General features: G+C 37.4%; 15 protein-coding genes. 3 read left to right on the top strand and 12 right to left on the bottom strand.

What is annotated here, in order from left to right; all coding sequences use genetic code 11:
• Window positions 1-4 precede the first annotated feature (4 nt).
• The 4 genes from ACIQYG_RS23960 to ACIQYG_RS23975 all read right to left on the bottom strand — a co-directional run bounded on the left by ACIQYG_RS23960 (window position 5) and on the right by ACIQYG_RS23975 (window position 3296).
• Complete coding sequence (locus tag ACIQYG_RS23960) at window positions 5-523, bottom strand: hypothetical protein (protein WP_402843275.1); 519 nt, start codon at window positions 521-523, stop codon at window positions 5-7.
• A gap of 12 nt (window positions 524-535) precedes the next feature.
• A complete protein-coding gene (locus ACIQYG_RS23965) occupies window positions 536-1525 on the bottom strand; it encodes a heme-dependent oxidative N-demethylase family protein (protein WP_402843278.1) in 990 nt (329 codons plus the stop codon).
• A gap of 45 nt (window positions 1526-1570) precedes the next feature.
• Window positions 1571-2983 carry a purine-cytosine permease family protein gene (locus ACIQYG_RS23970; RefSeq protein ID WP_402843281.1) on the bottom strand — a complete coding sequence of 471 codons (1413 nt, stop codon included), beginning with the start codon at window positions 2981-2983 and terminating at the stop codon, window positions 1571-1573.
• Window positions 2984-3065: 82 nt separating this feature from the next.
• Entirely contained in the window at window positions 3066-3296 is a 231-nt protein-coding gene (locus tag ACIQYG_RS23975; RefSeq protein ID WP_402843284.1) for a hypothetical protein, read from the bottom strand.
• Window positions 3297-3463: 167 nt separating this feature from the next.
• On the opposite strand from ACIQYG_RS23975, the gene ACIQYG_RS23980 reads away from it, so the two are divergent.
• Entirely contained in the window at window positions 3464-5296 is a 1833-nt protein-coding gene (locus ACIQYG_RS23980; protein ID WP_402843287.1) for a sigma 54-interacting transcriptional regulator, read from the top strand.
• A 300-nt stretch (window positions 5297-5596) separates the two neighbouring features.
• Here the strand turns inward: ACIQYG_RS23980 and ACIQYG_RS23985 are convergent, their stop codons facing one another.
• From ACIQYG_RS23985 to ACIQYG_RS24000, 4 genes are all read right to left on the bottom strand, one after another.
• Complete coding sequence (locus ACIQYG_RS23985) at window positions 5597-6373, bottom strand: YibE/F family protein (RefSeq protein ID WP_402843289.1); 777 nt, start codon at window positions 6371-6373, stop codon at window positions 5597-5599.
• Entirely contained in the window at window positions 6373-7509 is a 1137-nt protein-coding gene (locus ACIQYG_RS23990; protein ID WP_402843292.1) for a YibE/F family protein, read from the bottom strand. The genes ACIQYG_RS23985 and ACIQYG_RS23990 overlap by 1 nt, the downstream gene beginning before the upstream one ends.
• Window positions 7510-8660: 1151 nt before the next feature.
• Window positions 8661-9698: a glycosyltransferase family 4 protein gene (locus ACIQYG_RS23995; RefSeq protein ID WP_402843295.1), complete on the bottom strand. Its 1038-nt coding sequence runs from the start codon at window positions 9696-9698 to the stop codon at window positions 8661-8663.
• The gene (locus ACIQYG_RS24000; RefSeq protein WP_402843298.1) at window positions 9695-10417 is read right to left on the bottom strand and encodes a glycosyltransferase; all 723 of its coding nucleotides are present in this window, start codon (window positions 10415-10417) and stop codon (window positions 9695-9697) included. Before ACIQYG_RS24000 ends, ACIQYG_RS23995 begins: the two co-directional genes overlap by 4 nt.
• Window positions 10418-10978: 561 nt before the next feature.
• On the opposite strand from ACIQYG_RS24000, the gene ACIQYG_RS24005 reads away from it, so the two are divergent.
• Window positions 10979-11113 carry a hypothetical protein gene (locus ACIQYG_RS24005; RefSeq protein ID WP_402843301.1) on the top strand — a complete coding sequence of 45 codons (135 nt, stop codon included), beginning with the start codon at window positions 10979-10981 and terminating at the stop codon, window positions 11111-11113.
• Window positions 11114-11558: 445 nt separating this feature from the next.
• Entirely contained in the window at window positions 11559-12497 is a 939-nt protein-coding gene (locus tag ACIQYG_RS24010; protein ID WP_402843304.1) for a glycosyltransferase family protein, read from the top strand.
• Window positions 12498-12894: 397 nt separating this feature from the next.
• Here ACIQYG_RS24010 and ACIQYG_RS24015 read toward each other — a convergent pair whose 3' ends face one another.
• From ACIQYG_RS24015 to ACIQYG_RS24030, 4 genes are all read right to left on the bottom strand, one after another.
• On the bottom strand, window positions 12895-13038 hold the full coding sequence (locus ACIQYG_RS24015; protein ID WP_402843325.1) for an IS3 family transposase: 144 nt from the start codon (window positions 13036-13038) through the stop codon (window positions 12895-12897).
• Window positions 13039-13982: 944 nt separating this feature from the next.
• A complete protein-coding gene (locus tag ACIQYG_RS24020) occupies window positions 13983-14210 on the bottom strand; it encodes a zinc ribbon domain-containing protein (protein ID WP_402843307.1) in 228 nt (75 codons plus the stop codon).
• A gap of 188 nt (window positions 14211-14398) precedes the next feature.
• Window positions 14399-14737 (bottom strand): VOC family protein, encoded by a 339-nt coding sequence (locus tag ACIQYG_RS24025; RefSeq protein WP_402843310.1) that lies wholly within the window; start codon window positions 14735-14737, stop codon window positions 14399-14401.
• Window positions 14738-14844: 107 nt separating this feature from the next.
• Complete coding sequence (locus ACIQYG_RS24030) at window positions 14845-15378, bottom strand: SRPBCC family protein (protein ID WP_402843313.1); 534 nt, start codon at window positions 15376-15378, stop codon at window positions 14845-14847.
• Window positions 15379-15598: the final 220 nt, after the last annotated feature.

The following is a 15598-nucleotide window of genomic DNA, read 5'->3' on the forward strand; positions in this document are numbered from 1 at the left end:
ATGATCAGCTCCCTACTTCTTCTTTTCCAATCGGGATGAATGGGTAACCAATATAACCTTCCCGTACGATTGAATAAAAAGGACCTATTTCAAGACTGGCTCTGCAATGGTCACATTCTGCAATTTCTGCTTCTTCTTTGACTTCCGACACTTCGAAACATTTCATGCAATATACGTATCGTCGTTTAGGCCCGATAATCACCGTCTGGATCTCAGCTTCAGATAGACCAGCCTCCACTCCGAGCGAGAAGATCATTACGGCATTGTTCCATGCAGCCGCAATATAAAATTGGGTGCCCATCTTTTGTGACAAGATGACTCTCTTAATCTCCTCTTTATCTTCCATTCCGTTAATCGATAGGCATTCAACAGGCACTGTACCTGCGATTTCAGAAGTGAAACTTTTCGCCTGATCATATCCGGCTTGATCGGAAATGACGACAAACTTTCTTCGATCATTCCGGGGGGTAAATTTATTTACGATCGTAATGGATTTATCAAACAATACTGGACTATTGTACAAGGCCCTATCCTCCTACTTATTGTTTTTCTTCGCTTTTTTGTTTTCATCAATACTCCTCAAATATTCGACCGATTGTGGAAGGAATGGGGCAATTCCTTTGTATTCAGCCATTGGTCCGGGAATATCCTGCAGTACGCTATATGTCAGATCAAACCACTCCTTGCGCAATGTCAAATCCTCCAGTGGCAGGAATTGAGTATTCAATACGAATAGAATGGCATTGCTTCGTGGCATGCGATAGAATTTTTGTTCTTCAACACGCAAACGAACAAGTTTACCTGCATTTTCCGGAGTTATTTCAGAACGTTGCGGTCCCCAGACATCCATCGTTTCATAGTTGACATCCCAACGGTCTGCCATCAGATTCCAGTTGATGCGTGTCCATGGCTTACCTGACTCGATGGATAACAAAAACTTACGAACGCGCTCTGCCAGTTCATCTCCCTTCCGAGATACAAATGGAACAGGTGCATGGATTTCATCAAAGGACATGCCTTTATTCCAGTTAGCCGAGAAGAGTGCAGCGTATGAAACTTGTCCCACTTCCAAATAGAAATTACTATCGCGATGAACCATTAAAACAAAATCATTATGGAAATGGCGGCCAATATAATCAAGCGGCTCATATGGAAGCGTACTGGCATCGCCATACACGAATGAATCGGTTTCCCCGAAAATGTGGTTCTTGAAAGTCCATTTGTCCCCATCTTTACTGACCTCGAAATGCTCCGGATAGCGATCAGCTGCCATGTCGACCAACATTTCCAATACTTCCCATTGCATTTCCATTGTGTGTGGAAAAGATTGAAACCTAATATGCGGCTGTTCTTGAAGGAGACGACGCTTCGTTTCCACTTGGAGTTTGTATTCTGGTGTAACTTCAATACAATTAATGTTTGAGAGTCTTTTCAAATCGTTTGAATAGCGATAGTTACCTGAAGTGAATGGAAATGGGAATGTATCTAAATCAGTTGTTTTGAAATCTAAACTTTGTGTAAACATTGAACAATCTCCTCTCGTTCCCTAGATTCTTTAAAGTGCATTTTTTCATTTAGCTTCCTTTAATTCAACAGATGGACGCTCCATGTCAACTTCAAAACGGAAAATGTATTTAGATGAAACATAATAAGTGACTAAAGCGACAAAGTATGTTGGAATTCCGGCAGCCGTATAAAGGAAAAAATCACTTGCTTCAAAAGTCAATGGATTATAGAGTGCCCAGTAAACGATCGTTCCAATGACCACCGTGAGCACGGCAGACGGGTTAATGCCTTTCCAATAGGTATAAGAGCCTTGTGTGTCATACAAATCCCTTATTGAAATGCATTGGCGCTTTACAAAAAAGTAATCTGCAACGACAATGCCGCCAAGTACAGCCATAATGAAGGAAATGACAGCAATGAATGAGCCAAATGCATCGTAGAACGTTGAGCTTAGAAGTAAGAATATAGTCGGTACGGTCGTTCCCATCGCAATCATCCATGATTTTTTCGGAAATACAGTTTTAAAGCTGACAGCTTGTGAGTACATAAGGAAAATGGCTGCCCCGACATTCCCTACCGAAAGTAAAATCAAGCCAATGAAGCCGCCCCAACTTCCTGCGATGGAAAACATCCAGTCAGAAGGATTAAGTGAACCAGCGACTAATGCAGCAAGGGCCCCAACTAAAGCAGCGATACAGACGATGATTCCATAGCTGTAGAATCCCGCTTTAAATGCGCCTCCTTCCGTTTTGGACAAACGGCTGTATTGGCCAAGATACGGAAGCCATGAAAAGCCAAGACCGATATTTAATTCCAGGGCTGTCGCGAATGAACGAGAAGTCGTTTCAAAGGGTTCAGAAGGAAGTATATGAGCAACTTTCGTGAATCCCTGTCCAAACAAGACAATTGCGAGAAGGCCAAACATGAGAACCATAAAAACCGGCACGGCCACTGCGGTATATTTTTGAATCGCTACCGGTCCCCTCACGGTTACAAGAAATGCACAGATAAAGAGTAAAATCGAGAAAAACGGCGCCCCCATTGCTTGGCTTGAAAAAATGGCGGGCATACCCAACCAATTAGCAGCCTCTGCCAACGCCTGGCCGGACATAAAGAGCGCAATGGAAATGTAACCGAGAGTTAAAATAAGAAAAACAAAGAAAAAGATATTGGATCCTAAATACCCTAGTGAACTTCGAAACCCTACAAAAGTGTCTATGCCATAACGCGCAAAATAAAGGGTAATGGGAACAATCAACAGCATAGGGAAGGCGTTACCGAATAGAATCGCTGCAAGTGACTGCTTCGCGTCAAGCATTGTACCTGTATATCCGCCAGTCAACAGCCCAAAAGATGAGAGGCCAATAACAACTTGAACTAAAATTAAATCCCGTAGGTTAAAAATCCGGTCGTTTTTACTTGCCGGTAAGAACCCAAAGGCCACATCCTTTGAAATGGAGGAATTCTCTTTGCTCACACGCTTCTCTCCCAACTATTAAAATAATGATTGTATGGCTTGGAATAAGGCTGTCATTGTTCTTGGTGACCTAAACAACATTTCAGACAAATGAATAGATTAGGTAGGCGATGATTAAAATCATGAAAAAAATAGAACCTGTCGCGTCACTCCATTTCATTTTTTCGATTTTCACGGTATCTTCCTGCTCATACGCATTGATCCGCTCATTCAAATCTGAATATAGATTTTTAATAAAGGGATCTTCAGAATTGATATTCTGTTGGAACTGATTCTCTTTATTCAAAATCGCTTCTCCCTCCTTTGCAATCATGCTTTCTAGTCCCTTCTCTTAACTTATTGCAATAACCATGCCAATCAGAAAACACCGTGCTAACAGGGTTTTCAAAAGGAAGAATATTCATTTTTGAAACTATTGAACAATTGTGAAATTTCTGTAATATAAAACTAGGAAGTTAAATGAAAGGCAGGTAGACATAAATGGATCACTTCACCTCTGCACTCTTATCTATTTACGATCAGCTTATTGTGACAGATAAAAATGGCACCATCCTGAAATTGACCGGAACAGTGAATACCTTATTCCATACAGTCAAATCCGCTAATGTCGGTGGTTCCATCAAGGATGTTGAACAAGATTTATTTTCTACAAGCTTGGCAGATGAGATAATGGGCAAAAATGAGAAAAGATCTTTCATGCAGACCTCATGGCAAGGGCATGAGCTGCTGATGACGGCATACCCGATTGAATCCGGTGCATGGGTCTGGGCTTTCAAAGAAATTAAAGATTTCTATCCAGATACATCAAGGGGGCAATCGGGACCATTATTGGAAACGAAGAAGCCAACTTTTCCATTTGTGATCCGCAGTAAACCGATGCTTGATGTTCTGCATAAGATGCAAATGGTTTGTGATGTCAGCGCAACCGTCCTTTTATTGGGGGAATCCGGTGTAGGAAAGGAAATAGCCGCCAGGGCCATTCATAATATGGGTAACAGAAGCGACGGGCCATTTATACCTGTCAATTGCGGAGCCATCCCGGAAAACTTGATTGAAAGCGAATTGTTTGGCTATGTAGAAGGGGCATTTACCAGCGCACGAAAAGACGGCGCAAAGGGAAAATTCACACTGGCCCATAAAGGTATCTTATTCTTGGATGAAGTGGGCGATTTACCGCTTAACGTTCAGGTAAAGCTGCTTCGTGTCCTTCAGGAACGCGTTGTCACTCCAATTGGAAGTACGACCTCACACCCTGTTGATATTCAAGTAATTGCCGCAACAAATAAATCGCTCGAAAAAATGGTGAAAAAAGGTGAATTCCGAGAAGACTTATATTATCGCCTTCATGTCGTGCCAATCCATCTTCCGCCGCTCAGGAATCGTGTAGATGAGATCCCCCACCTGGTTCAATTTTTTTTACAAAAGTACAATAAACTGTACAATCGAAAGATAGCTTTCACCCCGGATGCATCCGACTTGCTTTGTATCTATCAATGGCCCGGTAACGTACGCGAACTTGAAAATACAGTTGAGAGACTTGTAATTACTAGCGGAATACCGGAAGTGGATGTTGCTTTGGTTAAAGAAGTGCTTCCTTTTAAAGGACCCAAACCCACTTCACTACCTGTCATCGATTTCCTAATGCCTTTGCAGGAAGCAATTGACCTTGTGGAGGAACAACTCATCAATATGGCGATGGAACAATATAAATCATTGAAACTAGCGGCAAAGGTATTGGAAGTCAGCCAGCCGACGATGAGCAGGAAATATAAAAAATTACGAAATAAAATGGAAGAGGCAAGCTTTTCCCCAGTGGATAAACGGGCCATTTTAGAAGAACAAATAAACCAGCGGCTTCGATCCATTGCCGTTGTAACCGCAGCTATCATTCCAGCTGAAGAGGTTATCAGTCTACAAAAAAATATGAACCGGCAAACTTCCTTTTCCCAGAAATTAAAGCAAAAACTTACCATGATTCAAGAAAAGGAAGGCGTAATTGAATGGGTCTTTATATTTATCATGACGGAGGATGGACGTCTGATTCACCTCGTTGCAGATAAAGGCTTTGTAATTGAACCGGGGGAAGAATATATGGGTCCACCGGAAATGGTCAATGTCGCTTACCAGGCGTTTAATGGTAAAGCAGGTGTTACCCCCATTTACGAAGACAGGTACGGTGAGTGGAAAACAAGCTTTGCGCCAATCATTGATGATGACGGCAATATCGTAGCTATTGTCGGATGTGATTACAGCAAAGCCTATTTCAATTCAGAAATGCAACGTCTCCGTAAGCAACTCAACATACATGTTTGATTTCAGAACTTGGGTAAAAAAAGAAAAGCTGATTACAGTAGCCGTTTTGAACGGGCTTCTGCAGTCAGCTTTTTCGTTATTATCAAACCATATATACATCATGAACGTTATGAAGGAATTAAAATGGCAGTAAGCTTATATAGGCATTATTGTATCCTGTTCCCCCATCAACCTCCCTTAAAAAGGAAACGGTTAAGAGGATTTGGCAGAGCATATGGATATTACAATGCTTTTAGGGAACAACCCAAAGACTTATTCCCATAATACAAATGAGTGCTATCAGCCTTTTTGCCATGAAATCTATATAATTTTCTCTTTGTTTTCTCTTTTTTTCACCAAAAAATAAGCAGTAATCAAAGCTGTAATAGGAATTATCAGGGCTACTCCTGTTCCAGCACAAAATATAGTGATCATTTCAGCACTGAATATTTTTGAGTTTACGATTTCTCCAACAGAATAGGATAAATCTTTAAACCATATAAGCAATGCCAAATAGCCTCCAAAGAAAGCAAAAAAGAGTGTATTCGTAGATGTTCCTAAGATATCCCTCCCAATACTTAATCCAAATGTGAATAATTCTTTCTTACTAATGGATGGACGGTGATGATACATTTCTCGCATGGGAGATGCAATAGCCATGGCTGTATCGATAATCGCTCCAATAGTACTCATAATAATTACTGAAGCTCCAATTTTAACAAAATCTACCCCAATATAAAGGGAAAAGACGCTGAGCTCTTCTATTTCTTCTTCACCGAAACCTTGTATCATCGCATTTTCCGTCACAATGACAATAAAAAAGAGTACAATAACAATCGTGATAATAGTAGAAATGAATGCTGTTTTTGTTGTACTATTCACTTCGTTAATAAAAAATAAATTAATATAACTAATCACCATACATGCAATCAATGTTACGATATACGGATCATTATTTGGATTTGTCATAAAAATGATGGTGAAAAGTAACACACCAAAGTTTAGGAACAAAGCAAAAAAGGAACGTGCCCCTTTTTTCCCGCCAATCAAGATCATCAATATTAATAGTATAAATGCTAGCAACACTAATACATTCATTATCTTTCCCTCTTTCGATTAATGAAAAAAATGGAGACATATAGACCGATTGGAATAGTTAACACGATTCCTATACCACCAGCTAGGGCACGGGCCAATTCCAATGTAAGGTTCATGGAAAGGGTAAATCCCAATGCAGAAGCATTTTTCAAATACAAAATAATCATAGGAATGGAGCCACTTATATAGGCAAAGAACAAAATGTTTGTCATGGTTCCCATTATGTCTTTTCCAATCTCTAATCCTGAAGTTTTAAGTGCTTTTACTGATATCTGGTTATTCTTTTCATACAAGCCAAAAATCGAAGAAGACATGGTAATGGCTATATCCATTACGGCTCCTAAAGATCCGATAAATAACCCTGCCAAAAATACCATTTTATAAGGACGGGTGATAAATTGCATCTCTTCATATCGAAGGCCATTTTCGGACGTTAACCACATTACAAGATAAGTAATGAACAGCGATAAAAAAGTCCCTAACAGTGTCGCAATGACCGCTGCATATGTTTTTTCATTAAAACCGTTAACGAGTAAAAGGGAAAAGACCGTAAATAGTATGATACTTATACTGCATATCAATACCAAACCAATGTCTGATGTCTTCAAATAAAAATCTAATGCATATGACAATAATATGGCATTGACTGCCAAACTTATAATTGAAAACAGGCCTTGCTTTTTTCCAACGATAAGTAATGTCAAGATAAAAACCCACGCTACGATCAACACAAATTTATCACGTTTTACGTCTTTTATGGTTCCAGTCAACTCTGAATTTCCTTCTGTCTTCATATCAATCGAAACAAATAAATCATTTCCAACTCGATATTCTTGATCAAAAGCTCCGGATGAGGAATATTCATTCTTTAAATGAATAAGTTTTCCTTTTTCTTCTCCATTTTGTAATTCTGCTATTATACTCTGGGTAAATAGTCGATCTTCATTTTGATACATATCATTCAATTCAGTTGTATTTTCCAGATTTGTTTTAATGACTTTGGCTATAGGAAGTTCATAGAATGAATAATTGTGTTGAACAAAGAAAACAGAAGCGACAAAACAAATTGCTATGACGGCGTACAAAAAAACATGCTTGTAACCCATTTTTTTAAATTTATTTACGATAACATTCAAAATAAAACCTCCAAATAATATCGGGTGGGCAAAAAAGGCAGGGAGGAGCCAGAATTGACTGACTCCACCCCGCCTTACTAGTATTTGATTTATTTATCTTATCATGAATGGATTTGGTTTGCGAAAACAAAGTCCGATTTACCTTCTTAACGTCTCCCCCAGTAAAATGGGAAAGATATTGAGGTGACATCAGGGAAAAAAGGAGAGATCACAATGCGAATCATGAAGACACCCTTACTAGTAACAATCCGCTGACACAATCCTATTCACGCATAAATAGACATGGGGTTTTTTACCAGAGATGTTTTGTCTTAACTCTTTTATTGTCTACACTTTGTACTCCGTACATATTTACAAACCACACTTTGTGTATATATAAAAAAATTAAAATATTCTAGCGAGGTCTATATCTAAATATATAATAATTACTTGTCACTATTAGGGCTAGCGTCACGAAAATGCGAAGTTACAATGTTAAGGAAAATAACAATATAAAAAGCCCAATTTCTCACCACATAAATTGAGAAATTAGGCTTCTTATAAAGCGCCTGATGCTAAAAAACATGGAAATACATCACCTGTTAAATGCTTAACTACTCTTCACCGTAGCTCTCTGAACTGCATTTTTTAAATTTAACCTCACTTAAAATAAGAAAAAAAGTATATTTCAGTTTTTTAATCGTTATATTGCAACGAGCTCTCAACTATATTTAATATAGTTATTCTACATTGAAGAATATCTTCTCGTACCATATATCCGATGACTTTATCTATTTCTCACTTTTGATTAGAAAAAAACTGATACCTTCCTTTTTAATTTTATAGTTTTTAAAAGGTGTTCCTGAAAGGCTATCTGCACTTGTAGGAATTCCATAAGCGGCTTCTACACTTAGAGTAAAAGCAAGATGTTTGAGAAATGATGCCAAGCGACTGGTACTTCTAGCGTAAGGAGACCACCAGTCTAAAGTTTGTATAAAAATGCGCTGTGAACAGGTAGAATGATCACAAAATAATTCTCTTGAACGAACATGTGGAAACACCTGTATTGATAAAATAGTTACGTCCTGAATGATGCACCAGTATACGGGGGAACCAAAATTAAATCGTTGTTGACAAATAGCGTTTATTCACTTTTATCATCATTATAATTATCAGTTTTTAATAGTAATGTCTTCAATTACTTTCTCGAAAATGTTTACACTTCTCTCCCAAGTCCATTTTTCTGCTTCTTTTTCTCCCGACTTTGCTAATCGGGTTCTTAATGGCTCATCTTGAATCAAACGAAGAATATCCTGACCAAGTCGGTTTTCATAACGATAGGATATGAGTGCATTATCTTCGTGGCGACAATAATCTATATTTCCTCCATTAAAAGTTGTGACCAATGCTGCACCACATTTCATTGCTTCTAAACCGGGAATGGATGCAGAATCATAAATCGAAGAATTGACGAAAATATCCGTGTGATTCAAGTGATAGTTTAATTCCTCATCATTACCGGGTGTAAAAAACCTGAATCTATTAGTGTTTTTTAGACTTATAAGAATGGGTGAATCATAAAATTCATCTGGAGGAGAGATTAAATTGATTATCACATTGGGATGTTCAGTTTTCACTAATTCTAATTGGCTAATCAGATATTCTTGCTCACGATGCCAAGAAAAGCCACCTTCTGGTTTCCGAACAATAGCTGATATTTGTAAAGGATCATTCGGAACACGGATGTGTAGGTTTTTAAATGTGGAACTGATTCCTACAGGAACTATATGGCCTTTAATTCCATGATTCAAGTAAATAAGCTGCTGCTGATTTTGTGACAACACAATGAGATGCTTAGTCAGATAATAACCCGGAAAAGAAACATCATTATTTGGAAGAAAGGTTGGCTCATAACATAAGCTAAGCCGAACATGAATACCTTTTCCTTTTTGGCTAGCTGCATGTGCAGAGGGAACAGAAAGATAAAAATTAGAAATGATTACATCACTTTTAGGATAATCTATTTCTTCTACTGTATAATCTGTTTTGGTACGAACTAATTTGCAATTAACTTCATAATCGACTTTTCCCTGTGGAGGCATCAAAATTGTGACATCATGTCCCCTTTGTACCAGACCATTAATAATTTCAGCAAGCATGCGCTGGGCTCCACCCCGACATAATGTGAGGATCGGGAAAGTGAATTTCATTTTAATAACTCCTTTTCAATCAATTCTTCTATCTTTTTATCATGTTTTTTCTGAACCATAAGAATCTCATGGGGAATGACTTGTTCATATTTTTTTGATCCCATTTCAGAATGAACACGATACATGACAAGCGGTTCTTGAAAATAATAAAAATGATAGTTTGGCAGTATACGTAACCATAAATCGTAATCATGTGTATAAGGGAGTGAGGTATCAAAAACCCCCACTTCCTCAAATATTTTCATCTTTAACATCACGGTACATCCGTTGATAATGCATCCTTTTCGCATTGTTTCAAGGAACTTGATCCTTGTAGGCATACTTATCCCTGCTGGTTCACTGATAATTTTGTTATCAGTATCGATTAAGAAATAATTCCCATAACAGAAATCCGCTTTTCTCTCTTTCATAAAAGTAAGCTGGTTTTCTACCTTAAACCTATCATACAGATCATCGGAGCTTAGCCAAGTAAAATATTCTCCAGTTGCATTTTTTATCCCCATATTTAATGCACTTGCCGTCCCGCCATTCCCTTTTTTAATATAACGAACCTTATTTAAATAAGGATTGATTTTCTCGCTGTACCTGGTTGACCCATCGTCCACAACAATAACCTGAATATTCTGGTAACTTTGGTTTAAAGCACTTTCAATAGCTTGATCGACATAAGGGCAATTATAAAAGGGAATTACAATCGATACCTTTGGATTTCCATCCATCCTAAATACCTCCTTTTCGTTAAATACGTTTAGATCATAAATAAAAAGGCTATAAACCTATTTTTAAGGGCGTGCAAATTCTTAACCGTACAACTTATGCTTACTAGTTATTTATCCAATCCTTTTTTATGAATTTTTCATAAGAATGTTATTACCACATAGTTAAGAAGTTTGTTAATATTCAATTCCTTACTCTCCATATAGCATATTCAACTTCTTTAAGAATAGAATAGACAAAAACCTATATCTTCTTTATATAAAGCAGTCTATCTTTATATGTGCATTTTAATCTTTTTGAAGGAGTTGAAATCAATGGCAGAAAAAAACTGATCTACCCTGCTTTTTATGAACTCTGTACCAAAAAGTGGTACTCATTTATTGAAAGATATCCTCCAAGGAATGCCAGGTGTATCTCATGATCCAAAAAATGAATTTTATGAAGGGCACTCTTGCCAACTTAAAAATCATTATTTTAAGTTAAGTCATTTGAAACCCAATGAATTCGCAGTTGGACATGTATCCTACTCACCCTAATGGCTTTCTATGCTGAAGAGATTGAACATGAAACATATAGCAATCCTCGATGTGGTTGTATCTTTCGTTTATTTCATTATTGAGAAATACACTTATCATCCACTTTATGAGCATTTATCAAAGGGAGCTAAGGATCAAAAACAAAGGTATTTGGAAAAGTAAACAGGAAGCTTCCAATCTATAAAACCATAGATCTTTCATTCTAAAACAAATGTGCGAATGTGTCTTTTTTGTTTTCATGGACTGGAAATTAATCGAAGTAAGATTGATTATTGTGAGCAATTACTTTAAATGCCGTTCCGACGGTGTTTTGCGTGTTTATAAGAGAAAAATAATCTACTTTATTATAATCAATCATAAACAAAAAAGTGATAAAGTTATGGGTATTAGTCCTGCCTGAAAAAGACGGGGTGTTTTATTTGGCAGTCCGCTATATGATGAAAGGTGGAGCTACAGATCGAAAAAGCCAAACATATACTCGTTCAGGAACATCCAAAGTCCGAAATGGATTGGTTTTTTCTGAGGCTGTAATTGGTGGAAGGATAGTGAAAATGCGTAGAACTTATTGTTTTATTTTGAATAAAATAGCCTATAAGGAGGCATATTGATGTTAAATATATTAGTTTTAGACTATGATTTCTCACACTCCTATTATAAGAATTCGTTTTATCTATGGAATGAATTAAAAAAACTAACCAATTGTGTGCTCTTAACTCCTACACAGTATGATCCGGCCATAAAGTTAGATGAGATAGTAGAAATGTGTCCATTCAAGCCAGATTTTATTATAATAAACGAGTTCCTTAATTTTCATCATGACTGGAGTATGAAAGGTCTGGAAAAAGTAAATATTCCTATTGGTTATTTGCCACACGATATAGATGCGTCTGTAGATATTAGGAGGGAATACTTGCATCAAAACAAAATAAGCTTGATATTCCCATTATATAAAAATAGTTTTCTAAGACTCTATCCTGAATTCGCGGATAAACTACGCTGGCTCCCACACCATGTAAATACAGAAATATTTAAAGATTATAATTTGGTTAAAGATATGGATGCGTTATTAATTGGTCGTGTTAAACAGTCTTATTATTCTTTGCGCAAAAAAATATTACAAAAAATGGACGGTCATCCTGGCTTCGTCCACTTTGTTCATCCATCTGACCAAGATTCATCCAAAGTTTCATGGGTAGAAGGTGAAGAATACGCCAGATTAATTAATCGATCAAAAATATTTTTTAGTTGTTGCTCCACGCTCAAATATCCACTTTTAAAATATTTTGAAACATTAGGTTGTCGAACTTTACTTTTAGCAGACACATGCTCAGATTTAACGGAACTAGGTTTTAGTCCTGGTGAGCACTTCATAGATATTAACGAACACAATTTTTACGAGAAGTTTATTTACTATATAAACAATGAAACAGAACGTAATCGAATAGCAACAAACGGTTATAATTTTATAAGAAGCCATCATACTTCTACGATAAGAGCACAACAACTTGTCTCTTACATTAATGCATTTCTAGGGCGTAATGGTTAGATAATGAGTATGATACTTGGAATCATTGTATCGTCCCCATCAAGCTAATATTAACGAAGGAGTACAATTATTCATTTTTTTATATTGCAATCTTTCACGAATTCTAACCGATGTGTGGCTCTGCTTGACAGGCGCACTCTTATCTTCTTCAAGGATCCTCTCGATAAATGCCAAATGCCCGAAATGGATCTATGACCGGGCAGGCCCGTTCCTATTGCCTAGTGTAATTGGGGATTTCTGCATCCGCAAGTAGCTTCCGAACCGTCTGTCTTGCTATTTTCAGTTGTATGCTTAGTTTTCGTATAGATGACCTGATCATCCCCTGTCAAGTATACATTAGAAAAAAAGCGATGCTGCCAGCGTGTGCCGATTCTCAATCGGTGCAAGCTACTTGAGTTTATCCTAAAAATCGCTGGCACTTATAAAAGTAAATGTAATCTTGAATGGCTTGATGCATCTCGGATTGTGACTTAATCTGGTGAAGATACATCTTCCCTGTTTTGAAATGCGAAAAGAAGGATTCGATACATGCGTTACCCAGGCAGGTTGTTTTGCGAGAGTGGCTGCCTCTCGTTGAATTCTTCTAATCGTTGGTTGAGACGTGTACTGGAAGCACTGGTCCACTTAATGATCTTGCATTACGAAAGTTATTTTTGGACATACCGTCACACCTCATATTTTGTATACTTTCTATTCAGTTTGGCATTTATCCATAATGAAATAATGATCACACTCTGGTTACATCGTGGTCACACCCTTCCGAAAACTATCGGAGACCAGAGTGCGTTTTTATTATAAAAAATTTGTATAAAACCTTGTTACAAAGACCACTCAAGAAAGGCTCCTAACACACTGTACATCTTTATTTATCTTTTCTTTCTAGAAGTAAACAGCACTCCACATGTGTTGTTTGTGGTAACATAATTTATTACAATTTAATTCTTTCTTTTTTGGCAGTCTACGTACATGGTTCATCCTAAACAATCCTTGTTTTTTAAGGAAAAAAACTACGACATCAGCTGTAGTGAGATTTATTGGTGGAGGCGGAGCACATCGTACCCAATACAAAAAACCTCATTTACATATGGTACAGTTCACCACCATTAACCTTAAATCATTTACCTCCTAATATATTGTTAATTACAATTCTTCCTCAACACTCTGGCACTTTAATGGAATTTAGAAGAATAATTGTTCTCTTCTGATTTCGCTCTAATTGGTTAACAACCAGCCATACCGTAATTAAGAATTGGCTGAATGGATTATCCTCTGGAGACGATCTTATGTGAAAAACTAAGGGCAATACTACAATCCTATAAAGTATTGCCATTAAATTTGTATAATTATCGTTTAATAAAATAATGAATGTTTCAAAATACAAAGAAGATCCTCTTAAAATCTAGTATCTCTCCTTTTTTAGGCGGGAGAATGCATGTTGGATTTCTAGTAGTTTGACTACTTCCATCGCTCTAACTTTGGAATTCCTTAGTAAAAAACTAACAATAAATTTAAAAACAATTTCATATTTTCCATCAAATGATTTTGAACAAATTTTTGCATTTCTATCGTAGTAATATTTTGAGTAAATTCACCATTTAAATAACAAAGACTACAATATTTATTACTTTTGCTACTGTCTTTTTGAGTTCCTCCACCTAATTCATCTTTAGAAAGCGGCTTTCCGCAATTCTGACATGTTTTAATTGACTTCATTATAAATTCTCCTACACTATTGTGTGGAGTTGGCTGAAGTTTGGTCGAATTGTACTCAGCAGATTTAACGATCGATGGAACTGCTTACAGGTACGAATCAACTGTAACTGTGCAGCATTCCTCTAATGAATGCTACACTATTGAAGTATGTTTTCTTTTAGTTTTACGATTCATCTCCAAGTAACTTGTTAACACAATACTTCAACGTTAAATCCTCCAGGCGCTTCTACGTAGAAAGTATATCTGTGTAAGTGTTGTGGAGGTTTTACCTTGAATCCATCATCCTTCAACCGCTGATTGATCCTATCAACTTGTTCTTCATTTTCTTGTATGAATCCTACATGAAAAGTCTTGGGGTATTGTACATTGCTTCCTTTCATTAGTGTCAATATGGAACCATCATCATCTTTCATTGCGGCGAACCCATCTACTCTACTTCCTGCACATGTCAATCCAAAATATGTTTCTAAAAACTCACGTGAAGCTGTAACATCATTAACTGTTAAATTTATGTGATTGATTTTCATTACTTCCCCCTATTCTTTTTTCCGTCTCCATCCGGTAAGGTAGTTAGTTTTTCATATGCTTTCCCTCAGCATCATTAGAAAAGCGTTCCTGTTTAATAGAATTCTTATCACCCAATCTGCTGAAGCTTTTCCAGAAGGTAGTCGAGGCGGTAAAATTGTGAGGCACATCCTTGGACTATACCCATTTCCATTACTTGCTGAAGTCCCTCGACTGAAGCGAATCGAGAACGCATGATAAGTTTCGTCTTACCCTCGTGTTCAACAAACGTCAACGTTACCAGTGTAACTGGCATACCGTCGGCTGCGCTGCCTTCTTCATCTGCAAACATGTCCGTGAAGACAATCTTCTCCGGTACGATTATTTCTTGATAAACAGCTTTACCCCAAGATTCTTGGCCATAAAATTCACCTTGGGTTTCATCTGTGCACCGCATGCAATAATGCCATACACCGTCAGGCTTAAAATTAAACTCCCGATTTTCCGTTTGCCATCCACTCGGTCCCCACCATCCAGCCAAGTGCTCAGAATTTGAAAATGCTTTAAAAACATGTTCCCGCGGCCCGTCAAATATACGCTCCATGACAAGATCCCGCCCCTCTAAGCTCGTTGTGATGTTATTAGTCACTTTGTTATCAGACATCAATTCCTCCTTCCTATTTTGTAAGATATTCCTTCTACTTCGTCACAATGTCAGTATTTTCCTCTCGATTCAGTAAATAATCATCCAAGTGACCGCAGCTACAAGAAAAAGGTCAACCAGTAAAGTAAACTGTACCCTATAGAGTAGACACTAAAAAAAGGTCTGCTCTGTAGGGTACTTTTATGTATAATGAAAAAAATGGGAGAATCGGAGAACAATT

The organism is Peribacillus sp. NPDC096622 (assembly GCF_044762665.1).
GTDB classification, from domain to species: Bacteria; Bacillota; Bacilli; order Bacillales; family DSM-1321; genus Peribacillus; species Peribacillus frigoritolerans_B.

Excerpts from the sequence above, each read along its gene's own strand:
- ACIQYG_RS23965 (WP_402843278.1), bottom strand. The coding sequence starts at position 1,525 with ATGTTTACACAAAGTTTAGATTTCAAAACAACTGATTTAGATACATTC.
- ACIQYG_RS23975 (WP_402843284.1), bottom strand. The coding sequence starts at position 3,296 with ATGATTGCAAAGGAGGGAGAAGCGATTTTGAATAAAGAGAATCAGTTC.
- ACIQYG_RS23980 (WP_402843287.1), top strand. The coding sequence starts at position 3,464 with ATGGATCACTTCACCTCTGCACTCTTATCTATTTACGATCAGCTTATT.
- ACIQYG_RS23985 (WP_402843289.1), bottom strand. The coding sequence starts at position 6,373 with ATGAATGTATTAGTGTTGCTAGCATTTATACTATTAATATTGATGATC.
- ACIQYG_RS23995 (WP_402843295.1), bottom strand. The coding sequence starts at position 9,698 with ATGAAATTCACTTTCCCGATCCTCACATTATGTCGGGGTGGAGCCCAG.
- ACIQYG_RS24000 (WP_402843298.1), bottom strand. The coding sequence starts at position 10,417 with ATGGATGGAAATCCAAAGGTATCGATTGTAATTCCCTTTTATAATTGC.
- ACIQYG_RS24005 (WP_402843301.1), top strand. The coding sequence starts at position 10,979 with ATGAAACATATAGCAATCCTCGATGTGGTTGTATCTTTCGTTTATTTC.
- ACIQYG_RS24010 (WP_402843304.1), top strand. The coding sequence starts at position 11,559 with ATGTTAAATATATTAGTTTTAGACTATGATTTCTCACACTCCTATTAT.
- ACIQYG_RS24020 (WP_402843307.1), bottom strand. The coding sequence starts at position 14,210 with ATGAAGTCAATTAAAACATGTCAGAATTGCGGAAAGCCGCTTTCTAAA.
- ACIQYG_RS24025 (WP_402843310.1), bottom strand. The coding sequence starts at position 14,737 with ATGAAAATCAATCACATAAATTTAACAGTTAATGATGTTACAGCTTCA.
- ACIQYG_RS24030 (WP_402843313.1), bottom strand. The coding sequence starts at position 15,378 with ATGTCTGATAACAAAGTGACTAATAACATCACAACGAGCTTAGAGGGG.